The sequence below is a fragment of the Cyanobium sp. Aljojuca 7D2 genome, assembly GCF_024346415.1.
GTDB lineage: Bacteria > Cyanobacteriota > Cyanobacteriia > PCC-6307 > Cyanobiaceae > Cyanobium_A.
Map to the genome: position 1 here is coordinate 80950 of NZ_JAGQCX010000001.1, position 20737 is coordinate 101686.

25 protein-coding genes and 1 other RNA gene are annotated in these 20737 nt (G+C 69.3%); 17 read left to right on the forward strand and 9 right to left on the reverse strand.

Annotation, left to right across the window (positions count from 1 at the left end; translation table 11 throughout):
- Positions 1-15 precede the first annotated feature (15 nt).
- Positions 16-969 carry a quinolinate synthase NadA gene (gene nadA / locus KBY57_RS00420; protein ID WP_254993926.1) on the reverse strand — a complete coding sequence of 318 codons (954 nt, stop codon included), beginning with the start codon at positions 967-969 and terminating at the stop codon, positions 16-18.
- Positions 970-1016: 47 nt separating this feature from the next.
- Between nadA and KBY57_RS00425 the strand changes: the two genes are divergently transcribed.
- The 3 genes from KBY57_RS00425 to KBY57_RS00435 all read left to right on the forward strand — a co-directional run bounded on the left by KBY57_RS00425 (position 1017) and on the right by KBY57_RS00435 (position 3981).
- A complete protein-coding gene (locus tag KBY57_RS00425) occupies positions 1017-1907 on the forward strand; it encodes a TIGR04168 family protein (protein WP_254987132.1) in 891 nt (296 codons plus the stop codon).
- Complete coding sequence (locus KBY57_RS00430) at positions 1901-2974, forward strand: hypothetical protein (RefSeq protein WP_254993927.1); 1074 nt, start codon at positions 1901-1903, stop codon at positions 2972-2974. The genes KBY57_RS00425 and KBY57_RS00430 overlap by 7 nt, the downstream gene beginning before the upstream one ends.
- A gap of 236 nt (positions 2975-3210) precedes the next feature.
- Complete coding sequence (locus KBY57_RS00435) at positions 3211-3981, forward strand: glycoside hydrolase family 104 protein (RefSeq protein WP_254993928.1); 771 nt, start codon at positions 3211-3213, stop codon at positions 3979-3981.
- Here KBY57_RS00435 and KBY57_RS00440 read toward each other — a convergent pair.
- Entirely contained in the window at positions 3973-4812 is an 840-nt protein-coding gene (locus KBY57_RS00440) for a TPM domain-containing protein (RefSeq protein ID WP_254993929.1), read from the reverse strand. The two genes, KBY57_RS00435 and KBY57_RS00440, sit on opposite strands and share 9 nt — an antisense overlap.
- Before the next feature lie 47 nt (positions 4813-4859).
- Between KBY57_RS00440 and KBY57_RS00445 the strand changes: the two genes are divergently transcribed.
- The gene (locus KBY57_RS00445) at positions 4860-6053 is read left to right on the forward strand and encodes a class I SAM-dependent methyltransferase (RefSeq protein WP_254993930.1); all 1194 of its coding nucleotides are present in this window, start codon (positions 4860-4862) and stop codon (positions 6051-6053) included.
- On the opposite strand, the gene KBY57_RS00450 is transcribed toward KBY57_RS00445, so the two are convergent.
- Positions 6019-6711, reverse strand: coding sequence for an SDR family oxidoreductase (locus KBY57_RS00450; protein WP_254993931.1), 693 nt, complete (start codon positions 6709-6711; stop codon positions 6019-6021). The genes KBY57_RS00445 and KBY57_RS00450 overlap by 35 nt on opposite strands.
- Positions 6712-6808: 97 nt before the next feature.
- On the opposite strand from KBY57_RS00450, the gene KBY57_RS00455 reads away from it, so the two are divergent.
- From KBY57_RS00455 to KBY57_RS00470, 4 genes are all read left to right on the forward strand, one after another.
- Positions 6809-7822: an ATP-binding cassette domain-containing protein gene (locus KBY57_RS00455; protein ID WP_254994242.1), complete on the forward strand. Its 1014-nt coding sequence runs from the start codon at positions 6809-6811 to the stop codon at positions 7820-7822.
- Positions 7819-8607 (forward strand): ABC transporter permease, encoded by a 789-nt coding sequence (locus KBY57_RS00460; RefSeq protein ID WP_254993932.1) that lies wholly within the window; start codon positions 7819-7821, stop codon positions 8605-8607. Before KBY57_RS00455 ends, KBY57_RS00460 begins: the two co-directional genes overlap by 4 nt.
- Positions 8608-8610: 3 nt before the next feature.
- A complete protein-coding gene (locus tag KBY57_RS00465; RefSeq protein ID WP_254993933.1) occupies positions 8611-9414 on the forward strand; it encodes an ABC transporter permease in 804 nt (267 codons plus the stop codon).
- A gap of 64 nt (positions 9415-9478) precedes the next feature.
- Entirely contained in the window at positions 9479-10846 is a 1368-nt protein-coding gene (locus KBY57_RS00470; protein ID WP_254993934.1) for a Rieske 2Fe-2S domain-containing protein, read from the forward strand.
- On the opposite strand, the gene KBY57_RS00475 is transcribed toward KBY57_RS00470, so the two are convergent.
- Complete coding sequence (locus KBY57_RS00475; protein WP_254993935.1) at positions 10847-11113, reverse strand: Nif11 family protein; 267 nt, start codon at positions 11111-11113, stop codon at positions 10847-10849.
- Between the two features lie 102 nt (positions 11114-11215).
- On the opposite strand from KBY57_RS00475, the gene KBY57_RS00480 reads away from it, so the two are divergent.
- Positions 11216-11572 (forward strand): hypothetical protein, encoded by a 357-nt coding sequence (locus KBY57_RS00480; protein ID WP_254993936.1) that lies wholly within the window; start codon positions 11216-11218, stop codon positions 11570-11572.
- Here the strand turns inward: KBY57_RS00480 and aroB are convergent.
- A complete protein-coding gene (aroB, locus tag KBY57_RS00485) occupies positions 11557-12669 on the reverse strand; it encodes a 3-dehydroquinate synthase (protein WP_409996384.1) in 1113 nt (370 codons plus the stop codon). The two genes, KBY57_RS00480 and aroB, sit on opposite strands and share 16 nt — an antisense overlap.
- Positions 12670-12767: 98 nt before the next feature.
- Between aroB and KBY57_RS00490 the strand changes: the two genes are divergently transcribed.
- The 3 genes from KBY57_RS00490 to ssrS all read left to right on the forward strand — a co-directional run bounded on the left by KBY57_RS00490 (position 12768) and on the right by ssrS (position 15166).
- The gene (locus KBY57_RS00490; RefSeq protein ID WP_254993938.1) at positions 12768-13679 is read left to right on the forward strand and encodes a carbohydrate ABC transporter permease; all 912 of its coding nucleotides are present in this window, start codon (positions 12768-12770) and stop codon (positions 13677-13679) included.
- A 65-nt stretch (positions 13680-13744) separates the two neighbouring features.
- Entirely contained in the window at positions 13745-14956 is a 1212-nt protein-coding gene (locus tag KBY57_RS00495; RefSeq protein WP_254993939.1) for a 5-(carboxyamino)imidazole ribonucleotide synthase, read from the forward strand.
- Positions 14957-14982: 26 nt separating this feature from the next.
- Positions 14983-15166, forward strand: a non-coding RNA gene (gene ssrS, locus KBY57_RS00500) — 6S RNA.
- Between the two features lie 42 nt (positions 15167-15208).
- Here ssrS and KBY57_RS00505 read toward each other — a convergent pair.
- The gene (locus KBY57_RS00505) at positions 15209-15856 is read right to left on the reverse strand and encodes an NAD(P)H-dependent oxidoreductase (protein WP_254993940.1); all 648 of its coding nucleotides are present in this window, start codon (positions 15854-15856) and stop codon (positions 15209-15211) included.
- 42 nt (positions 15857-15898) lie between these two features.
- Here KBY57_RS00505 and KBY57_RS00510 point away from each other — a divergent pair, with 42 nt between their 5' ends.
- Positions 15899-16366, forward strand: a complete 468-nt coding sequence (locus KBY57_RS00510; RefSeq protein ID WP_254993941.1) for a hypothetical protein — start codon at positions 15899-15901, stop codon at positions 16364-16366.
- Here the strand turns inward: KBY57_RS00510 and KBY57_RS00515 are convergent.
- Complete coding sequence (locus KBY57_RS00515) at positions 16321-16638, reverse strand: DUF2103 domain-containing protein (RefSeq protein ID WP_254993942.1); 318 nt, start codon at positions 16636-16638, stop codon at positions 16321-16323. The two genes, KBY57_RS00510 and KBY57_RS00515, sit on opposite strands and share 46 nt — an antisense overlap.
- On the reverse strand, positions 16638-16928 hold the full coding sequence (gene clpS, locus KBY57_RS00520; RefSeq protein WP_254993943.1) for an ATP-dependent Clp protease adapter ClpS: 291 nt from the start codon (positions 16926-16928) through the stop codon (positions 16638-16640). Before clpS ends, KBY57_RS00515 begins: the two co-directional genes overlap by 1 nt.
- 149 nt (positions 16929-17077) lie before the next feature.
- Here clpS and petN point away from each other — a divergent pair, with 149 nt between their 5' ends.
- The 4 genes from petN to KBY57_RS00540 all read left to right on the forward strand — a co-directional run bounded on the left by petN (position 17078) and on the right by KBY57_RS00540 (position 19990).
- Positions 17078-17179, forward strand: coding sequence for a cytochrome b6-f complex subunit PetN (gene petN / locus KBY57_RS00525; protein ID WP_254927940.1), 102 nt, complete (start codon positions 17078-17080; stop codon positions 17177-17179).
- Positions 17180-17199: 20 nt separating this feature from the next.
- Positions 17200-17352, forward strand: a complete 153-nt coding sequence (locus KBY57_RS00530; protein ID WP_254993944.1) for a hypothetical protein — start codon at positions 17200-17202, stop codon at positions 17350-17352.
- Between the two features lie 173 nt (positions 17353-17525).
- Positions 17526-18605, forward strand: a complete 1080-nt coding sequence (locus KBY57_RS00535; protein ID WP_409996385.1) for a CofH family radical SAM protein — start codon at positions 17526-17528, stop codon at positions 18603-18605.
- Positions 18602-19990: a hypothetical protein gene (locus KBY57_RS00540; protein WP_254993947.1), complete on the forward strand. Its 1389-nt coding sequence runs from the start codon at positions 18602-18604 to the stop codon at positions 19988-19990. Before KBY57_RS00535 ends, KBY57_RS00540 begins: the two co-directional genes overlap by 4 nt.
- On the opposite strand, the gene psb29 is transcribed toward KBY57_RS00540, so the two are convergent.
- The gene (gene psb29 / locus KBY57_RS00545) at positions 19926-20672 is read right to left on the reverse strand and encodes a photosystem II biogenesis protein Psp29 (RefSeq protein WP_254993948.1); all 747 of its coding nucleotides are present in this window, start codon (positions 20670-20672) and stop codon (positions 19926-19928) included. The genes KBY57_RS00540 and psb29 overlap by 65 nt on opposite strands.
- Between the last annotated feature and the right edge of the window lie 65 nt (positions 20673-20737).

Consider the following 20737-nt stretch of genomic DNA (forward strand, 5'->3'; position numbering starts at 1 on the left):
TCAGAGGCGGTGGGTTCAGCGGCTCATGGCCAGCATTTTCTCGATCGGCGCCAGGGCCTTGAGCCGTAGCTCCTCGTCCAGCACGATTTCCGGTGCCATGTCGTGCAGGCACTGCCACACCTTCTCCAGGGTGTTGAGGCGCATGTAGGGGCAGGCGTTGCAGCTGCAGCCGTCGGCGCCGGGCACCTCATAAAAAGTTTTGCCCGGCACCTTCAGCCGCATCTGGTGCAGGATCCCCGGCTCGGTGAGCACGATGAAGCTGCTGGCGGGGCTGGCCTCGGCGCGGCGCAGCAGGGCGCTGGTGGAGCCGATGAAATCCGCCAGATCCAGCAGGTGCTGCTGGCATTCGGGGTGGGCCAGCACCTCGGCGTCCGGATGCTCAAGCTTGAGCTGAAGCAGGGCCTGCTCGCTGAAGGCCACGTGCACCTGGCAGCTGCCGGGCCAGAGGGTGAGCTCCCGGCCGCTCTGGGCCTGCACCCAGCGGCCGAGGTTCTCGTCTGGGGCGAACAGGATCGGCCGATCGGCGGGCAGTTGCTGCACCAGATCCACCGCATTGCTGCTGGTGCAGATCAGGTCGCTGTGGGCTTTCACCGCTGCCGAGCAGTTGATGTAGCTCACGGCGATGTGGTCGGGATGTTGCGCACGGAAGCGGGCGAAGGCGTCGGCCGGGCAGGTGTCGGCCAGGGAACAGCCGGCCTCCAGATCCGGCAGGAGCACCGTTTTGGAAGGATTGAGGATCTTGGCCGTTTCGGCCATGAAGTGCACGCCGCAGAACACGATCACATCGGCCTCGGTGGCGGCTGCCTTGCGGGAGAGCTCCAGGGAATCGCCAATGAAGTCAGCGATGTCCTGGATGGCGTCATCCTGGTAGTAGTGCGCCAGGATCACGGCGTTGCGCTGGCGCTTGAGCTCGGCGATCGCCCCGGGCAGGTCGACGGCTGGTGTGTGCTGGATGGCGGCGAAAACCAACCCGGGCCCCCAACTGATGCAGGATGGCCTCAGCCTAGGCAGCGGAGATGGCGGCACCCGGCGGGGGGAAAACGCTCCGCATCGCCATTGCCGGTGATCTGCACGGGGCCTGGGACCACACCGATCACGCCCTGCTGGCGACGCTCGCTCCGGATGCCCTGCTGGTGGTGGGCGACCTCAGCGATGGCCAGCAGCGGATCCCGGCGCTGCTGCGCCAGCTGCCGCTGCCGGTGGCCTGCATCCTTGGCAACCACGACGCCGGCAAGGACGCCTCCGGCCGCACCCTGCAGCGCCAGATGGATCTGCTGGGCGACGTGCACTGCGGCTGGCGGCTGCGGGCCCTCAGCCCGCCGGGTCTGGCCGTGGTGGGGGGCCGGCCTGGCACGGCCGGTGGCGGCTACAACCTCTCCCGGGCGGTGCAGGCGGCTTGCGGGCCGGTGAGCCTGCAGGAGTCGGCGGACCGGATCACGGCCGCCGCAGCCGCCGCTCCCGCCGATTGGCCCCTGGTGCTCCTGGGCCACAGCGGCCCCTCCGGCCTCGGTAGCGACGCCGCCTCCCCCTGCGGCCGCGACTGGAAGCCCCCCGCCTGCGACTGGGGCGACCTCGACCTCTCCCTGGCGATCCAGCAGATCCGCCGCCGCCGCTCCGTGCCCCTGGTGGTGTTCGGCCACATGCACCATGCGCTCAGGCGGGGGCAGGGGGCGCGCCAGAGCTTCTGCCGCGACCGGGCCGGCACCGCCTACCTCAACACCGCCTGCGTGCCCCGTCACGGCACCGACGGCGCCGGTCATGCCCTGCGCCACTTCAGCTGGGTTGAGCTGGTCGGGCAGGAGCTGCGCAGCGCCAGTCACCGCTGGTATGGCCTGGGCGGTGAGCTGCTGTACGAGGAGCGGCTCTGGCAGGCCCCCAGCCAAGCCGCCCAGCTGGCACCGTGCTGATCGTTGCCTGCATCAGCGCCCATGGCTTCGGCCATGGCTCCCGCACCGCCGCTGTGCTCACGGCCCTGCATCAGCGGCAACCCGGCTGGCGGCTGGTGCTGTCCACGGCGCTGCCCGAAACCTTTCTGCGCACGGCCCTGGGGCCGGTGCCGTTTGAACGTCGCCCCTGCCGCTGGGATGTGGGGGTGGTGCAGGCCGATGCCCTGGGCGCGGATCCGGAGGCCACCCTGGCGGCCCTGACGGCCCTCGATGCCCAGTTGCCCCAGCAGTGGGCCGCCGAAGCGGCCTGGCTGGTGGCCCAGGGGCAGCCGCTGCTGGTGCTGGGGGACGTGCCGCCGGCTGCCGCCGAGCTGGCCCGGCGGGTGGGTGCCCCGCTGATCTGGTTGGCCAGCTTCGGCTGGGAGTCCATCTACGGCCCGATGGGGCCGGCGTTTCAACCCTGGGCCCGCCGCAGCCTGGAGGCCTATCGCCAGGGTGATCTGCTGCTGCGCTGCCCCCTGGCCATGCCGATGGACTGGGACATCCCTGAGGTGGAGGTCGGGTTAACGGCCGGCCAGCCCCGGCTCGACCCTGCGGCCCTGGCCCAGCAGCTGGGCCTGCCGTCTGATCGAGAGCGTTGCGTGTTGATCAGTTTCGGTGGGCTCGGCCTGAACCTGGCTCCGGAGCTGCTGGGTCGCTGGCCCGACCATGTGTTCATCACCTCCGATCCCCCGCTGGCTGAGGCCCCCAATGCCCGGCTGTTGCCCCCAGGCGTGCGGCCCCTGGAGGTGATGGGGCTGTGCGGGCGGCTGCTCACCAAACCGGGCTACAGCTCCTTTTGTGAAGCCCTGAGTGCCGGTGTGGGGGTGCATCTGGTGCACCGCGACGGCTTTGCCGAGGCCCCGGTGCTCGAGGCGGCCCTGGTGCGCCATGGCTGGCACCGCCTGCTCAGCCAGGAGCAGGCCCGTAGCGGCGACTGGCAACTGGATCAGCCGTTGTTGCCGCCCCAGGGAGCCCCCCTGGCTGCCGATGGCAACGTCCAGGCGGCCCAGGTCATCGAGACCTTTGCGGTCCAGCGATTCTTCTGAGGCCAGCACGGGGCTGCTGGCCAAGATCAATTTTGATTTTTGACGACAAAGGTTGGCACTGTCAGTGATCTGAACCGTTCAAGGTGATTGTTGACACCAATGGACACTTGTGCGATTGGCACTGATGTTGTCGATTTGGCAGGGTTTGGTAGGCAAATTGGCACGAACCAAAAAATTATCTCGCTTTTTCAATTTTGGCCGCCTGGTGGCGGTTTTGCCGTCTGATTCGCTCCGGTATGACCCTGTCTTGCCCCAGCTCCCATTCCGCTCGCTCTGTGCTGGCTGGCATGGCCGGACTGGCCCTTCTGTCCCTCGTCGCCCCTGGAGCCGGCGCTGCCGAGCAACCATCTGCTGCCGCGCTGATCCAGGCCCATCCCCCCACGGCGATGGCGCTGCCCCTGCCGCCGCCGCCGCCGCGCATCTTCGCGATCACGCCCGAGCGTCGGGCGTTGCTCAACACCATTCGCTTCGCCGAGGGCACCTGGGCGGGCGGTGACGACATCGGTTACCGCATCATGTTTGGCGGTGGCCTGATGCCGTCGCTCGAGCGCCACCCCGATCGGGTGGTGCGCACGGCCCGCTACGCCAGTGCGGCCGCTGGCGCCTATCAGTTCATGCCCTTCACCTGGAATCTGGTGTCCCGTTCCCTGGGCATCGCTGAGTTCGGTCCCCAGGTGCAGGATCAGGGCGCCATCTTTCTGATCCAGCGGCGCGGGGCCCTGGCTCTGGCCGACCAAGGCCTGTTCACACCCCTGCTGGCCGCCAAGCTGGCGCCGGAGTGGGCCAGCTTCCCGACCCTGGCGGGTCACAGCTACTACGGGCAGCCGGTGAAGCGCTTCCATGACCTCAAGCGCTTCTACGACGACAACCTGGCGCGCCTGCGCGGCCAGCTCACCGTTGCCGCCGTCGAACCGCCGAAACCGGCCTGCACCCCGGCCACCTCGCTGCGCTGTCAGCTCGAGAGCCTTGACCGCCTCGGGCCCAGAAGCCGCACCAGCTCACTCTGAGTCCCGCAGGCGGGCCTTGCCCACGGTGGCTCCGGCGATCAGGTAGGCAGCGAGCGCTGCCCCCAGGAAGGCCAGGGTGTTGCGGGCCACCGGCAGTAGATCGCTGGTGCGGGTCACGATCGGACCCAGCCCCAGGGCGCCGAACAGAATCAGCCAAAGGGGCGAGAGCAGCAGCACCCAGGCCCATTCCACTTTGCGCCCCTCTTTGCGGGGATAGGCGGCGAAGCCCACCACCAGCCCCCCCAGCACCGAGGTGGAGAGGGTGAGCAGCCACTGCTCCCGCGGCAGACCCGGCACCACCTGGCAGCCGCCCTGCACCAGGCAGGTTTCCACCGCCGTCAGGGCGTCCACGATCGCCGCATCCTGGCCGTTGTCGCGCACGTAGTACTGGTTGCCGTAGCGGGTTTGCAGCTCCACCCAGTAGGTGCGCGGCATCAGCGCAAACAGGGCATCGCCCACGTTGAAATTGAGCAGGTTGCCGCCGCGCTCATCGGCCACCAGCAGCAGGCTGCGCTCATCGAGGTCCCAGAAGCTCTTCACCGCCTGACCGGGGGTGCGGTCGTACTGGGTGAGCACCCGCAGCTTCCAGCCGGTGTCGGCCTCGAAGCGGTTGAGGTTGTCCTCCAGGCTGGTGCGCTGGCCATCGGTGAGGGCCTTGGCCAGGTCGATCACCGGGGTGGGGTGGTCGGGCAGCAGGTCGGGGTTGTCGTAGGCGAAGGCCGGCGCGATGCCCACGCCCAGCCAGCAGGTGAGCACCAGGAGCAGCGAGGCCAGGGTCGTAGTCAGGGTCTTTGTCAGGGCCTTTTTCATAGCAGTCAGAACGCGACCCATCCACCGGCCTCAGGGAAGATGCATTCTCCCTGAACAGGCGGCCGAGCGTGAATCCGAGCACGAGCGGCGCCGTGCCCACCTGGCTGCTGCAGCGCCTTGAGGCCGCCGGCGGGGCGGTGCCTTTCCGCACCTACATGGAGTGGGTGTTGCACGATCCGTTGCACGGCGCCTATGGGGCGGGCCGGCTACGCATCGGTCCGGCGGGCGACTTCGCCACGGCCCCCTCCCTGGGCCCTGATTTCGCGGCCCTTCTGGCTCCCCAGCTCGCCGACTGGCTGCAGGCCTTGGCTGCCGCTGCCCCCGGCCCCCTGGCCCTAGTGGAAACGGGTCCTGGCGAAGGCAGCCTGGCCCTGCAGCTGGCCGAGGCCTTGGCCGCCGGTTGGCCCCAGCTGGCGGAGCGCCTTGAGCTGGTGCTGGTGGAGCCCAATGCCGGCATGGCCGAGCGCCAGAGAGCTCTGCTGCAGGCGTGCCCCTTGCCCTGCCGTTGGCTCAGCTTCGCGGAGCTGGCGGCTGCTCCCGTGCGCGGCGTGATGCTGGCCCACGAGGTGCTCGATGCCCTGGCGGTGGAGCGGATCACCTGGGACGGGGCGCTCTGGCGCCAGCAGGTGGTGGCCCTGCACGAGGGGGCGGATGGCGAGCCCTCGTTGCGGCTGGAGCCCGGCGCGCCCCTGGAGCCGGACGCGGCCGCCCAACTCGACCCCCTGGGGCTCCTGCCCCCCTCCCCCCAGCGCCCGCCGGGTTGGAGCACCGAGCTGCACCCCGGGCTGGCCCCCTGGCTGGCCGAGGCGGCGGCCGCCCTGACGGCCGGCCAGCTGCTGGTGATCGACTACGCCCTGGAGGCCTGGCGCTACTACGCCCCCCAGCGCAGCAACGGCACATTGATGGCCTACCGGGGCCAGCAGGCCAGCGACGATCCCCTGGGGGATCCGGGCGCCTGGGATCTCACCGCCCACCTCTGCATCGAGAGCGTGGATGGCGCTGCCGCCGCCAGTGGCTGGCAGCTCCTGGGCCAGGCGCGCCAGGGGGAGGCCCTGCTGGCTCTGGGGCTGGCGGAACGCCTGCATGGCCTGCAGCAGGGCAACGCCACCGAGCTCGCCACCCTGCTGGCCCGGCGTGAGGCTCTGCTGCGGCTGGTGGATCCGCGGGCTCTTGGCGAGTTTCGCTGGTTGGCCTACGGCCGCGCCGTCCCCCTGGAGGCGCCCCGCTTCAGCCGGGAGCCTGGGCCGTCAGCCACTGGCTGAGGGGCTTGGCTGGCTGGCTGGGGCTGCTGGTGATCTCAATGATCCGGCCGATCGCGGCCGGCGTGGAGAGGGCATCGAGGCACACCCGGGCCACGAGCCGGCGGGGAATGCTGTCGCTCTCCTGCTGGTCGGGTCCGCTGAACACCACCCCTTCCCGCTCGCACCGGCTGTCGTCTTCGCTGAGCCCGCCGGGCCGCACCACGGTCCAGTCGAGGCCGCTCTGCTCGAGCCAGCGCTCGCCCAGGCGCTTCCACACCAGGATCAGGCCAAAAAGATTCAGCGGGTGCTGCCAGCGGCCGGCGCAGAGGGAGCTCACCAGCACCACCCGCCGCAGCCCCACCGCCTGGTAAGCCTGGATCTGGTCGCGCACGCCGAAGGCATCCACCTTCAGCGGCCCGGTGAGATCCACCGACGGGCGGGCACCGGTGGCGATCACCAGGGCCTCGCAGCCGGTCAGGGCGGCATGGAGGGCCTCGGTGGCACTGAGATCGAGCCGCCGAACCTCCAGCCGCCCTTGCTGCTCGGCTTCCGCCAGGGCTGGCGGCAGCACCGAGCCGGGCCGCACGATCGCCCGCACCGCCAGGCCCCGCCGCAGGGCTTCATCCACCACCCGCCAGCCGGTCTTGCCAGACGCTCCCGTTACCGCCACCAGGCCCATTGCTGCTGCTCATTCACGCCAGGTCCATGTTGCTCGCCTCGGGGCTGCAGTGGGCTGACTACGGTTGCTCCATCAGCGGTGCACTGTGGCGGGGCCCATCCTTCAGGCCCGGGGGCTGAGCAAGACCTACCGGATCAGCGAGAAGCAGCCTGGGCTGGCCGGCACCCTGCGGCATCTGGTGCGGCGCCGCCACCGGGATGTGGTGGCGGTGGATCGGATCAGTTTTGCGATCGAGCCTGGCGAGATCGTCGGCTTCCTGGGGCCCAATGGCGCCGGCAAAACCACCACCCTCAAGATGCTCACCGGCCTGATCCATCCCAGTGGCGGTGCGCTGCAGGTGGCCGGCTACGAGCCCTGGCGCCGCCAGGCGGCCTTCCTGCGCCAGATCACCCTGGTGATGGGCAACCGTCAGCAGCTGATCTGGGACCTGCCGGCCCTCGATTCGCTGCGGGTGAATGCGGCGGTGTATGGCATTGAGGAGCCCGAGGCGAGGCGCCGCATCGGCGAGTTGGCCGAGATGCTCGAGCTGGGGCCCGAGCTGCAGCGCCCCCTGCGCAAGCTCTCACTCGGCCAGCGCATGAAGGCCGAGCTGCTGGCGGCGCTGCTGCACAGGCCTTCTGTGCTGTTTCTCGATGAGCCCACCCTGGGGCTGGATGTGAATGCCCAGGCGCGGGTGCGCGACTTCCTGGCCGATTACAACCGCCGCACCGGCGCCACCGTGCTGCTCACCAGCCACTACATGGGCGACATCACCGCCCTCTGCCCGCGGGTGCTGCTGATTCACCAGGGTCAGCTGTTCCACGATGGCTCCCTCGCCGACCTCACCCAGCGGCTGGCCCCCTGCCGCCAGGTGCGGCTGGAGCTGGCCGACCTCCAGCCAACCGAGGCCTTCGCGGGCTTTGGTGTGATCGAGGCGCACCAGGGCCACCAGGTGCGGCTGCTGGTGCCGCGCGCGCAGCTCACCGAGCGGGTGGCGGTGCTGCTGGAGCGCTTTGCGGTGGTGGATCTGGAGGTGAGTGATCCACCGATCGAGGAGCTGATCGGTGGGTTGTTTCGCCAGCGCGGGGAGGCTTCGGCGGCGGCAGGGGCGGCGGCGGGAGGCCAGCCATGAGCTGGGCCTGGCGGGTTGCGCGGGCGCTGCTGGGCAGCCAGTACGCCCTGATGCTCGAATACCGGGCCGAGATCGCCCTGTGGGCCCTCTCGGGCGTGCTGCCCCTGATCATGCTGGGCGTGTGGAGCGGCTCAGGCGCCGGCGTAGCGGCGGGCCTGACGCCTCAGCAGCTCAGCCACTACTTCCTGGCGGCGTTTGTGGTGCGCCAGTTCACGGTGGTGTGGCTGATCCACGTGTTTGAGGAGGACGCCCTGCAGGGTCGGCTCTCGCCCCTGCTGCTGCAGCCCTTGGCGCCGCTGTGGCGCTACTTGGCGGCCCATTTCAGCGAGCAGGCCACGCGGGTGCCGTTTGTGCTGCTGATGCTGCTGGTGGTGGGGCTGGCGGCACCGGGGGTGTTGTGGTGGCCGTCGCCCGCTGAGCTGCTGCTGGGGCTGCTGGCGATTCAGGCGGCCTTCCTGTTGCGCTTCGTGCTGCAGGTGATCGTCACCACCCTCTGCTTCTGGAGCGAGCGGGCGGCGGCGCTGGATCGCCTGCTGCTGATCCCCTACCTGTTTCTCTCCGGTCTGGTGGCCCCGCTCGACACCTTCCCGCCGGCAGTGCGGCGCCTGGCCCTGGCCACACCCTTTCCCTGGATGGTGGATTTCCCAGCCCGGCTGCTGGCCGGTGAGCCGGTGAATGTGGCGCTGGGATTCGGCGCCATCTCCGCCTGGTGTCTGCTGCTGTGGCCGATCAGTCGTGTGCTGTGGCGGGCCGGCCTGCGGCGCTACTCGGCGATGGGGGCCTGAAGCATGAAGCGCTACTGGCGCAGCCTGCGTTGCTTCTGGGGCACCTCGTTGGCGGCCGAGCTGGAGTATCCGCTCAACGCGGCGATTGAATTGGTGTCGGTGCTGGGCAACCTGGCCGGCAGCCTGTTTGTGCTGCAGCTGCTGTTTGCCGGCGGCCCCAGCCTGGGGGGCTGGAGCTGGAGCGGGGCGCTGGTGGTGCTGGGGCTCTACACCCTGCTGGATGGCTTCACCACCTGTGTGCTGCAGCCCAACCTCAGCCGCATCGTCAGCCACGTGCAGACGGGCACCCTGGATTACGTGCTGCTCAAGCCGATCGACAGCCAGTTCTGGCTCTCGGCCCGCACGGTGTCACCCTGGGGCCTGCCGGCGATCGCAGCGGGGCTGGGGCTGATCGGCTGGGCCCTGGCCCAGGGCGGCCCCGAGGCTGCAGCGGGCCTGCGCGCGCCCGGGGCCGTGCTGCTGCCCCTGGCGCTGCTGCTGGCTGCCCTCGCGATCCTCTACAGCCTCTGGTTTGTGCTGGCGGCCCTGAGCATCTGGTTTGTGAAGGTGTGGAATGCCACCGAGGTGCTGCGTTACACCCTGGTGGCCGGCCGCTATCCGGTGAGCGCCTATCCGCCAGCGCTGCGGCTGCTGTTCACCTTTGTGCTGCCGGTGGCCTTCCTCACCACCGTGCCGGCCGAGGCGCTGCTGGGCCGGGGCTCGGCGCTGTGGGCCATCGGTTCGCTGCTGGTGGCGGCGCTGTGCCTGGCCGGCAGCCGGCTGCTGTGGCGCTTCGCCCAGCGTTCCTACACCTCGGCTTCGAGTTGAGCGGCCTCCAGCTAGGGCGCGCCATCATCACGGCCAACCCTTTCGTTTCCTCTGCGGCTTCTCCATGGTTGTGTCCCCCACCGTTGCTCCCGCCAGCCAGGAGCGCTGGCAGGAGCACTGGCAGCAGCGCTGGTATCCGGTGGCCTACCTGCAGGATCTGGATCCCCGCCAACCCACGGCCTTCACCCTGTTGGAGCAGGACCTGGTGCTCTGGTGGGACGCTGCCGCCGGCCAGTGGCGCGCCTTCGCCGACGTGTGCCCCCACCGGCTCGTGCCCCTCAGCGAAGGCCGGCTCAACGGCCGGGGTGAGTTGGAGTGCCCCTATCACGGCTGGAGCTTCAACGGCGAGGGCCGCTGCACCGCCATCCCCCAGGCCGACCCCGGGGCGGGTGCCACCGCCTGCGCCAGTGCCCGCAGTGCCTGCCGCTCCTACGCCACGGCCAGCGGCCAGGGGCTGCTGTTCGTGTTCGCCGGCGAGCCGGAGCGGGCTGCAGGGGTGCCCCTGCCCCTGGTGCCGGTGCTGGAGGAGCCCGGCTGGCTGGTGCAGGACACCTTCCGCGACCTGCCGATGGATGCCCTCACCCTGCTGGAAAACGTGCTCGATGTGAGCCACGTGCCCTTCACCCACCACCGCACCGTGGGCCGCCGCCAGAACGCCGCGCCGGTGGCCGCCGAGCTCACCAGCTCCGGGCCCGAGGGGTTCACCCTGACCTGGCCGGAGGGGCCGCGGCGGGGCAAGCTCGGCAGCCAGTTCACCACCTTCGTGGCCCCGGGCCTGATGTGGCACGACCTCACCGCCCAGGGGTTCGCCCGCTTCATGACCGTCGTGTACGCCACGCCGATCCGGGCCGGGGAATGCCGCCTGTTTGCCCGCTTTCCCTTCCAGTTCCGCTCGGCGCTGCCGCGCCTGCTGCTGCGGGCCCGGCCGGTGTGGCTGCAGCACCTTGGCAACCACATCGTGCTGGAAGACGACCAGGTGTTCCTGCACTGGCAGGAGCGGGCCCTGGCCCGGCGTGGCGGCAGCGGAGCCTTCGCCCAGGCCTGTTTCCTGCCCACCAGCGCCGATGTCTACGTGCAGGCGCTGCACAACTGGGTCAACACCATCGCTGGACCACCGGCTCCCGGCAGCGCCCTTCCTCCCCGCTGGGGTCGGGCGGCCTTGATGGACCGCTACGACAGCCACACCCGCCATTGCCGGGCCTGCTCCGGCGCCCTGCGGGGCGTGCGCCGCTGGCGGCCGCTGGTGCTGGTGGCCCTGGGGCTCGAGCTGGTGCTGGCGGCCTGGCTGCCGGGAGCCGCAGCTCGCGTTGGCCTGCTGGTGGCCCTGGGCTTCACGGCGCTGCTGCTGCGCCAGCTCAACCGCTGGGAGCGTCTGCTGCTGCGCGGGGACGGCCATCCACCCCGCAATGCCCTGGATCGGCGTGACGCCTGATCAGCCCCTTCCCTGGCGCAGGGGCTGCTCGCGGCAGTGGAGTTGCCAGGCCCGCAGCAGGTCGACACGGGTGATGCGATAGCCCAGCTGGCGGGAGGCCAGCACCAGCTCCTGCTGGGAGCGGCAGTGCCGCAGCGCCCGTTGCACCGTGGTGTCGGCTTCGGCGTCTTCCACCAACCGTTCCAGTTCGCTCCAGCTCATCGCGCGGCCGTCCGGGCCTCTCACCATGCCCAGGGCAGCGCCAGGGTGCAAGGTTCCGTCCGTCACCAACCGCGGAAGGATCAGGGCTGCTGATCGGCGCCCTCAGACGATTGGCAATCCGGGCTGGCGGCCCTAGCTAGGAGGGAGAAAAGCCGGGCCTGGGTGATGGTGAACAAACCCACGGATCAACCCGGAGACCGAGACGAAGACGGTTTTGAGGTGGAGCCGCCGCCACCGGTGACTCCCCATGCCACGCCGGTGCTGGATGAGCAGGGCCAGCTCACCTATGTCGGCGATGACGGTCGCCGCTACGTGGTGGGCTTGCCGCCGGAGGCCGATGAGCAGAGCGTGGAGCGGGTGATGGCCACCCTGGCTGCCGGCGGCGATCTGTTTCAGCAGATCGAGGAGCTTTGCCATCACTGGATCTCTGCCGTGACCGGCCCCGACCTCGACTCCCGGGCGGCCCTGGTGCTGCTGATTACCACCTTGGAAACGGCCCTGGAAGACGCCTACGGGGAGGCGTAGAGCGCTTGGCGGATGGTCGCCTCGCTCACGTCGCTGCGGATCTCCACGCTGCCGATCGCTGTGGGCAGCACGAAGCGCACCTGGCCGTCGCGCACTTTCTTGTCCCCTTGCAGGCAGGTGAGCACCGCTTCGGGGTTGAGCTCCGGCCAGCGGTGGGGCAGGCCGGCCGCTTCAATCAGGGCCAGCTGGCGTTGCTGCTCGGTAGCGCTCCAGAGGCCCATGGCCAAGGCGATCTCGCCGGCGGCGGCCATGCCGATGGCCACCGCCTCGCCATGCAGCCAGGTGCCGTAGCCGCAGAGGGCTTCCACCACATGGCCCAGGGTGTGGCCGTAGTTGAGGATCGCCCGCAGGCCGCCCTCGTGTTCATCGGCGGCCACCACACGGGCCTTGGCTGCGGCGGAGCGCTCCAGCAGGGTCTGCAGCAGCTCGGGCCCCACCGCTGCCATCGCGCTGAGGTTGCCGGCTGCCTCCAACGCAGCAAACAGCTCGGCGTCGCCGATCACGCCGTACTTGATCACCTCGGCCATGCCGGCTCGAAATTCCCGCTCCGGCAGGGTGGAAAGGGTGGTGGGGTCGATCAGCACCAGCCGCGGCTGGTGGAAGGCGCCGATCAGGTTTTTGCCGCCGGGGTGGTTGACGCCGGTCTTGCCGCCGATGGCGGCATCCACCATGGCCAGCAACGTGGTGGGCACCTGCACCACGGCGATGCCTCGCAGCCAGGTGGCGGCGGCAAATCCCGCCATGTCGCCCACCACGCCGCCGCCGAGGGCCACGATCAGGGAGCCGCGCTCCAGCTTGCGGGCGAAGGCGGCGTCGTGGATCAGCCCCACGGTGGCGGGTGTTTTCTGGTCTTCGCCCGCCTCAATCACCAGGGTGCTGGCCTCGAAGCCGGCGGCCTGCAGGCTGGCCAGGGCGGTGGCGCCGTAGTGCTCCTGCACCACGGGGTTGGTCACCATCAGCACCTTGGTGCCGGCTTTGAAGCCCCGCGCGCGAATCTGCTCGCCCAGGCCGGCCAAGGCGCCGGCGCCGATCACCACCGGGTAGGGGTTGGCGCTGAGCTCTATCGCGATGGTGCGCAGCGGGCAGGCGGCTGGGATCGCAGTCATCGGAAGGGGCGGGCGGTTCCTGAGGCTAAAGCCGCCCCTGGGACAGCTCTGCGGCGCGGGTTCCACAATGGAGCGAACCGGTGTCGTGCATGTCTGTCTCCGCTCCCCGTACGGCCACAGCCTGGGGTTTTCTGCTTCCGGCCCTGGTGCTGATCGGGCTGTCGGTGCTGATCCCGGCGGCGATGGCCCTGGTGATGAGCGTCAGCCAGGCCGGTCTGGATGTGAGTGAGCCTCTGCGCTTCGTGGGCCTGGCCAACGTGCGGCGGCTGCTGGCCGATCCGATGTTTTTCCGGGTCACCGGCACCACCTTCCTGTATCTGGTGGGGGTGGTGCCGCCGATCGTGCTCGGCGCCCTGGCCCTGGCGGTGCTGGTCAACCGCCAGTTGCCGGGGATTCATTGGTTCCGCGGCGCCTTTTACACGCCGGTGCTGGTGTCGATCGTGGTGGCGGCGATCGCCTTCCGCTGGATCTACGCCGAAAACGGCTTGATCAACGGCTGGTTGAGCGCGCTTCTGCGCGACGGCTGGCTGAGCGCGCTTCTGCCCGGCACTTTTCAGCCCATCGGTTTCCTCACTTCGCCCCTGCTGGCGCTTCCCTCGGTGATGCTCGTCACCCTGTGGAAGGGCCTGGGGTACTACATGGTGATCTTTCTGGCCGGCCTGCAGGGCATCTCCCCCGACCTCTACGAAGCGGCGGCGCTCGATGGCAGCGAGGGCTTGCGCAAGCACCTCGACATCACCCTGCCCCTGCTGCGCCCCTACATCACCCTGGTGGCGGTGATTTCGGCGATTGCCGCCACCAAGGTGTTTGAGGAGGTCTACCTGATGACCCAGGGAGGACCGGCCGACTCCACGCGCACGCTGGTTTATTACGTGTACGACCAGGCCTTCGCCGAGCTGGAGATCAGCTACGCCTGCACGATAGGCCTGGCGTTGTTTTTGATCGTGCTCCTGCTCAGCCTGGTGCGGTATCTGTTCGCCGGCGACCGCGGATTCAGCTGACCCTCGGCGCCGTAACCTGGTGGATTGCCATCGAGAAGGGGCGATTCCCGACTCAGCCAACACCTATGGCCGAGCCAACAGCCACCCCCTTGATGCCATCCATCGGCGTGGTGGGTGGCGGCCAGCTGGCCTGGATGCTCGCGGCGGCGGCCCAGCAGCTGCATGTGCACCTGCATGTGCAAACCCCGGGAGCCCACGATCCCGCCACATCCCTGGCCACCAGCGTGGTGCAGGCCGATCTTGACGACATCGCTGCCACCCGCGAGCTGGCCCGTCGCTGCAGCGCCATCACCTTTGAAAACGAGTGGGTCGACCTGCCGGCCCTGGCGCCGCTCAGTTTTGACGGCATCACTTTTCTGCCCAGCCTGGAAGCGCTCTCCCCATTGGTGAGCAAGCGCAGCCAACGTGAGTTGCTGCAGCAGTTGGGTTTGCCGGCTCCCCGTTGGTGTGATCTGCCCTCCGATGGGGTGTTGCCGGATGGCTTCTCCTACCCCCTGATGGCTAAGGCCTCCACCGGCGGCTACGACGGCAAGGGCACGGCCGTGCTCCAGGGGCCAGAGGATCTCCAGGCGCTGCTGGCCCGCATTCCCGCCAGCGACTGGATTCTCGAGGAGCTGGTGTCCTTTGAGCTGGAGCTTTCCCAGCTCGCCTGCCGCGACCGGGCCGGCAATCTGCAGTGCTACCCGCTCGTGCAGACCCACCAGCATCAGCAGGTGTGTGACTGGGTGCTGGCACCGGCGTCCGTGCCCCATGCGGTGCAGGCCTACGCCCGCAACATCGCCGCCTCCCTGCTCACCGCCATCAACTATGTGGGGGTGCTGTCGATTGAGTTCTTCTACGGACAGGGCGGCCTCCAGGTCAATGAGATTGCCCCCCGCACCCACAACTCCGGCCACTTCACGATCGAGGCGGCTCACACCAGTCAGTTTGCGCAGCAGGTGCGCATCGTTGCCGGGCTGCCGATGGGACCCGTGGAGTTGCAGGTGCCCGGGGCCCTGATGGTGAATCTGCTCGGTTTTGAGAGCTCCGACGCCGACTACCAGAGCCAACGCGACGCTCTCGCGGCCCTGCCCCAGGCCACGGTGCATTGGTATGGCAAGCAGGGGTCCAGCCCGGGGCGCAAGCTGGGCCATGTCACCTTGCTGCTGGAGGGCACCACCCCCCAGGAGCGGGACGATCAGGCGCAGCACCTGCTTGAGCAGGTGCGCCTGATCTGGCCCCTGCCCCCTGCGGTGGCGCCCAGCGCCATGGCCCAATCGCCCGCCGAATCGGGCTGAATCGGCGCGAATCGGCCTACAGTGATCGAGGACTGCCGCGTTGGTCACTGCCTTTTACAGTTTTCTGATCTGACTCCCTTTTCGACATGGGGGGTCTGCAGCGGAAGCAACGTAAGCCGGCCTCGTAGCCGGAAACGGCGCCCCGTCCTTGACCCCCCTTCTGGTTCCACCAGGTCGAACACTGGGGCAAAACGGCACGGCGGTCCACCCCATTTCCAACCTGATCACCCCTGCGCCATCAGCGCACTTCGGTCAGCGCACTTCGATCAGCTCACTGGCCGGGTAGCGCACCTTGGCCAGGCTGGCGTATTTGTCGCTGTCTGAGCGGTAGCCCACGGCGCACACCACGCAGCTGCGGTAGGGCGTGTTGTCGAGCCCAAGGATGCGGTCATAGGCCGCTGGGTCGAAGCCCTCAATCGCGCAGGTGTCCACCTCCAGCAGGGCGGCGGCCGTCATCAAGGTGCCCAGGGCGATGTACACCTGGTTGCTGGCCCAGCGCTCGATCTGCTGGCTGCGGGGGCCGTTGATCAGGTCAACGTCAATCATCTGGCGGTAGGTGGCCAGGTCAGCGGGATCGAGGCCGCGGGTCTGGGCCATGGTCGTGATCAGCCGGTCGGCTTCTGCCGGGCCGATCTGGCGTTGCACCAGAAACACCACCAGATGGGAGGCGTCGGTGATCTGGCTCTGGTTCCACGACTCGGGCCGCAGCTGCTCGCGCAGGGCCGGGTCGCGGATCACCAGGAATTTCCAGGGCTGTAGCCCGTAACTCGACGGGCTCTGGACGAGGGCGTTCTCCAGGGCGCTCCAAGTGGCCGCATCGATCCGGCGGCTTGCGTCAAACACCTTGGTGGCATAGCGCCACGCCATGGCCCCATCGAGCTGGGCTGGGGTGATCGGCATGGGCGGCGACAGGGGGCGGGACCAGACGGCATTCTGGACGCCATGGTTGTTGAAGATGGGTTCGGCCCCCCTGCCTCGATGGAGTCCTTTCAGCAGGCTTTTGAGTCGTTGCTCTCCCTTGCTCCGGGGCCGGTGTTCCCCAGGGCCCGGGAGCTCTATTTGCGCAAATACGCGCTGGAGGGCAGGTTGATCGAAGACGGTGCGCCGGCCTCCCCCGGCGGGGTGCTCGATCGCTTCCGCACCTTTCTGCTGGAGGAGGAGATCCAGGAGTCGAGTGGTGGGATCGTGCGGGTGCGGGCCCTCGCGTTTGCGGTGGTGCACTGGCAGGCCCCCCAGACCAACCCCGACGACTACACCGCCTATCTGCAGCAGCGCTGGCAGCTCCAGCCCGATGGGCTGAGCCTGGAGCCCGAAAGCTGGTTTCGGGAGGGGGGAGCCTATGCCCGCTTCCGGGCGCCGGCGGTTTATGAGCGGTCGCCGTCCGGCGAGCTGCTGTTGGGCGACGCCTGACCCAACAGCGCATCCAACTGTTGCTGCAGTTGCTCGCGGCTCCAGCCGGTGACCACGAACACTTCCTGGGCACTGCTGCCGCGCCGGGCGACCAGCTTGTGGCCACCGGTGATCGGGGCTGACACCCGCAGCCGCAGCTGGGCGCTTCGGCCCCGCACCCGGCTGATCACTGCGGGGGTCACCGTGTCGATGCCGGGGCAGCGGGCCAGCCGCTTGAGCAGTGGCACCAGGCCCTCGACGTAGGTGCTGTGGGTGATCACCACCCGCCCCATCAGCCGGGCTCCAGGGGGGCCATGGTCAGCCCTTCGGCTCCGAGTTGCTGGTGGTAGAGCTCGGCCTGCTCCTGGGGCCCGCACCACACCACTGCCGAGCCCTCGCTATCGATGCGATGCGCCAGGGCCCAGGCTTGATCTGGCTGCATCGCCGGGATGAAGCGCACCAGGCATTCCACAACGTGCTGGAAGGTGTTCACGTCGTCGTCGAGCACCACCACCTTGAAGTGGGGGTAGGGCTGGCGCAGCCGCTGCCGCTCCTGCACGGCGGTGGGGGAGGAACTCGTCATCCGCACCGGCTGAACCCCATCCCTAGCCCGAACATCCACAGCAGCCTCACCTTCCACAGCAACCCAACCATCCATCACCAAGACCTCCACCGCAGGCGCCTGATGGGCCCACCCTAGGTAAAGTGCCGCCAACGACTGATGGCAGCGCCATGTTGATCACTGTGGGTTGGGCGTCGCTGGCAGCCCTGTTCAGCTTCTCGATCGCGATGGTGGTCTGGGGTCGTCATGGCGACAACAGCATCAAGTTCTGACCGCGGCTTGGCGATTTTCGGTGCCTGAGCTGCCCATTTCCCTCCCCCAGCTGCTGTCGGCCATCGCCGCTTTGCTGCTGGTGTTTGTCAGTGGTGGGGTGATCTACCTCTCCACGGTTGAGTGGCGGGATCGCCGTCGCCGCAAGGCGCTTGAAGCCAAGCGACGCTCGTGATCCCTGCCGGGCTCGCCGACTGGGCCTGGCGCACGGCAGATGAACTGTTGGTGCCGCCACCCGAGCAGGCGGTGCCTGGTTCCCTGTCTGAGTTGCTGGAGGCCATCGCCGATCTCCACGCTGCCACTGGATCCGGCGTGGAGTCCACTGATCCGGCAGCTCTGCCTCGGGCCATGGCACCGCTGGCCCTGGCGCTGCTCAGTCAGCCCACCAGCGGCGGGGCCGACGAGCACCTGCGCGGCGCCGCCGATGCCCTGCGGCACGCCTTGGCGGGCAACACGGTCACCTACGTGGTGAACCGCAACCTCAACGTCTCCAACCACTGCATCAAGCACTGCAGCTTCTGCGCCTTTCGCCGCGATGCCGGTGAACCGGGCGCCTACTGGCTTGCTGAAGCGGAACTGGAGCGGCGGGCCGCCGAGGCCCGCGATGCCGGCGCCACCGAGCTCTGCATCCAGGGCGGCCTCAACCCCGAGGCCACCGTGGAGGGCAGCCAGCTGGCCTATGCCGAACGGCTGCTGCAGCGGTTGCAGCAAGCCGCCCCAGGCCTGCATCTGCATGCCTTCTCCCCCCAGGAGCTCTTGTATTTCGCCCAGCACGACGGCCTATCCCTGGATCATGTGCTGGAGCGGCTGCAGGCGGCGGGGCTGGGCTCGGTGCCAGGTACGGCAGCCGAGGTGCTGAGTGAGCCGGTGCGGAGGGTGCTCTGCCCCGAGAAGCTGACGGCGCGGGACTGGGTGGCGGTGATGCTGCAGGTCCATCAGCACGGGCTGCCGTCCACCAGCACCCTGATGGCTGGCCACATCGAGGGCCCGGCCGATCGGGCGGCCCATCTGCTCACCCTGGTGGCCGTGCAGCGCTACGCCTGGCAGCATCAACGCCAGGGTTTCACGGAGTTTGTGCTGCTGCCGTTCGTGGGCGCCTCGGCGCCGGCCGCCCTGCGGGCCCGGGTGCGGCGCGACCAGCCCGATGCCGCGGCGATGCTGCGGCTCACGACCCAGGCCAGGATTCTGCTGGGGCCCTGGTTTCCCTTCCACCAGCCGAGCTGGGTGAAGCTCACCCTTGCCAGCGCCACCGAAGCCTTGCGCTGGGGCTGCAACGACCTGGGCGGCACCCTGATGGAGGAGCACATCACCACGATGGCGGGGGCGAGTGGGGGCACCTGCCAGTCTCCTGAAGCTCTTGAGGCGGCGGCACGGCAGCTGGGCCGTCCGGTGCGCCGCCGCACCACCCTCTACGGGGCTGTGGCATGACGCGTTTGCGTTGGACCGCGGCCCTCACTGCCCTGCTGGTGCTGCTGCCGGCTGGTGTGTTGCTGCGCTGGCCCCGGCCGCGGGCCCAGGGCCTGGAGCGGCTGATGGGTCAGGCGGCGCTGATGCAGAGCTTTCCCGCCTCGCCGCAGCGCCCCGTGCCGGCCCTGTGGAGCCAGCGGCTAGGGCCAGCCCTGGTCCGCAACGTCTGGCAGCAGCAGCGGCGGGTGTGGTGGCAGTTCTGGGGGCGCGATGGCGATGGCGGCGCCTACCTGGCGTTCCCCGCCCACACCCTGCCCCCGGCGCTCACGGCCCGCGCCGCCAGTGGCCTGCCGCCCCACAGCCTGCGGGTCGATGACCTGGTGGTGGTGGCGGCCGATCCGCTCTCCCAGCGGCTGCTGCAAGACCAGCTGCGGCTGGCCCAGCGCCAGCGCCGCGGCCTGGAGCAGCGCTGTCTGCTGCGGCTGCAGCGGGAGCAGGCGGTGTTCTGGGCGCCCCTCGGCCTCGGGGTGATGGCTGGACCGATGGCGCCCCTGCTCCAGCGTTTCCAGGAGGGTTGCCTGAGCCTGCGGTTGGACGGGGCCAGCCTGGGCCTGACGGGCGAGGCGAGTGCCGCCAGTGGCCTCCTGAGCGCCCCCGGCCGGCCCCAACCGGCTCCGCCGCTGCGGCCCCTGCCCGCCGATCTGCTGCTGGAGTGGCGCGGCCCAGTTCTGGATGCGCTGTTGCAGGGGCTGCTCAGCCGCCAGTTGATCCGCGAACCCCTGGCGGCCCGCTACGGCATCGGTGATGGCCAGCTGGCCCTGCTGCGCCGGGTTCCCTTTGTGCTGCGGTTGCGGCCGCTGGCCCAGGGGCCGTTTCAGGCCGGCTTGGAGGTTCAGCTGCATGTCAGCGGCGAACGCCGCCCCTGGAGCCAGCTGCTGGATGCCTTGGTGCCGTCGCTGGAGGCGCAGGGCCTGGCCGCGACCCGCAGCGGTTCAGCCGCGCTGCCCGCCATCAGCTGGCGCCGCGAGGATGGCCTGGTGGTGGGTGGCTGGCGCTGGGTGCTGGCCGCCTCGGGCCAGCCCCAGTTGCTTCTGTATCTGGGGCCTGAGCCTGCCTTGGCCAACTCCCCTGCAACCCTTGCCGATCCAACCCTTGCCGCTCCAGTCCCGACCCTCGGGCTGCCCGGCTCAGCTGGGGCAACGGTGTTGCGGGCTCGCCCCCAGGCCCTGTCTCGCTTGGGCTTGCTGCCTCCGGAGCTGCCGGAGCTGGTGCAGCAGGCCGCCCAGCTGGATCTGGTGGCCATCCATGCGGCCAGTGGCGCCGGAGTGCTGGGCTCGCCCCTCAGCCAGCTGACGGGGCAGCTTCAGTTGCAGCTTCGCCCCCAGCGTCCGCCGTTGGCTCGCTAGTGCTGGGTGCAGCTGCGGCGGCTTCCTGCTGCCGTTCGCGTTTGCGGCGCTCAGCCGCAACGGTTTCCTCCATCAGCTCCACCGCCTGGGCCATCTTCTCGAGATTGTTGGCGTAGAGGCTGATGTCCTTGTCGAGCCGATCGCGCAGCAGGCCCATGGCGCTGCCCAGGTCGTGGGCGTAGCTGCGCAGGGCCGTGGGATCCATGGCATCAGCTCCCTGGGCCTGCTCCAGCAGGCTCAGCAGGCCGACTGCCATCAGCCGTGAGTAGTGAAAGTCGGGGCGGCGGATGCTCGCCAAAGCCGTTGCAACCGGCTCGGGTGCCCCGGCCCCTTCCTGCTCGATCCACTGCTTCACCTGCTCGACGCTGTGGCTGCCCATGGCGGCCATGGCCTGATCGCGCTGCTGACGCAGGGCGGCGGCATCAAAGCCTGAGGCGGAGCAGAGCGCTGCCAAGAGCGGCTCCCGTTGGCTATCGGGGCGATAGCCCTTGGCAAAGCTGTCGAACACCTGAATCAGCCCGCAGGCAAACAGGGGATCGCTGCGAAAGCCGCTCTGGCGGCTGAGCAGGTGCAGCTCCACCAGCAGCTCATCCACCAGGCGCCGGTAGAGCGGCGCAATCACGTGGGGAAAGGTGCGGTGGAAGGCACGCTTGCTGTCGGCAACGGTGAGGGCTGCGCTCACGCTGAATCGGGCCAAGATGCGCCGACCCTAGCCGCCCAGGCTCAGTAGGATCGGATGCAGTCGCT

Coding starts and splice junctions, on each gene's coding strand:
- KBY57_RS00425 (WP_254987132.1), top strand. CDS start 1,017: ATGGCGGCACCCGGCGGGGGGAAAACGCTCCGCATCGCCATTGCCGGT.
- KBY57_RS00435 (WP_254993928.1), top strand. CDS start 3,211: ATGACCCTGTCTTGCCCCAGCTCCCATTCCGCTCGCTCTGTGCTGGCT.
- KBY57_RS00440 (WP_254993929.1), bottom strand. CDS start 4,812: ATGGGTCGCGTTCTGACTGCTATGAAAAAGGCCCTGACAAAGACCCTG.
- KBY57_RS00450 (WP_254993931.1), bottom strand. CDS start 6,711: ATGGGCCTGGTGGCGGTAACGGGAGCGTCTGGCAAGACCGGCTGGCGG.
- KBY57_RS00460 (WP_254993932.1), top strand. CDS start 7,819: ATGAGCTGGGCCTGGCGGGTTGCGCGGGCGCTGCTGGGCAGCCAGTAC.
- KBY57_RS00465 (WP_254993933.1), top strand. CDS start 8,611: ATGAAGCGCTACTGGCGCAGCCTGCGTTGCTTCTGGGGCACCTCGTTG.
- KBY57_RS00470 (WP_254993934.1), top strand. CDS start 9,479: ATGGTTGTGTCCCCCACCGTTGCTCCCGCCAGCCAGGAGCGCTGGCAG.
- KBY57_RS00490 (WP_254993938.1), top strand. CDS start 12,768: ATGTCTGTCTCCGCTCCCCGTACGGCCACAGCCTGGGGTTTTCTGCTT.
- KBY57_RS00495 (WP_254993939.1), top strand. CDS start 13,745: ATGGCCGAGCCAACAGCCACCCCCTTGATGCCATCCATCGGCGTGGTG.
- KBY57_RS00505 (WP_254993940.1), bottom strand. CDS start 15,856: ATGCCGATCACCCCAGCCCAGCTCGATGGGGCCATGGCGTGGCGCTAT.
- KBY57_RS00510 (WP_254993941.1), top strand. CDS start 15,899: ATGGTTGTTGAAGATGGGTTCGGCCCCCCTGCCTCGATGGAGTCCTTT.
- KBY57_RS00515 (WP_254993942.1), bottom strand. CDS start 16,638: ATGGGGCGGGTGGTGATCACCCACAGCACCTACGTCGAGGGCCTGGTG.
- clpS (WP_254993943.1), bottom strand. CDS start 16,928: ATGACGAGTTCCTCCCCCACCGCCGTGCAGGAGCGGCAGCGGCTGCGC.
- petN (WP_254927940.1), top strand. CDS start 17,078: ATGTTGATCACTGTGGGTTGGGCGTCGCTGGCAGCCCTGTTCAGCTTC.
- KBY57_RS00535 (WP_409996385.1), top strand. CDS start 17,526: ATGGCACCGCTGGCCCTGGCGCTGCTCAGTCAGCCCACCAGCGGCGGG.
- KBY57_RS00540 (WP_254993947.1), top strand. CDS start 18,602: ATGACGCGTTTGCGTTGGACCGCGGCCCTCACTGCCCTGCTGGTGCTG.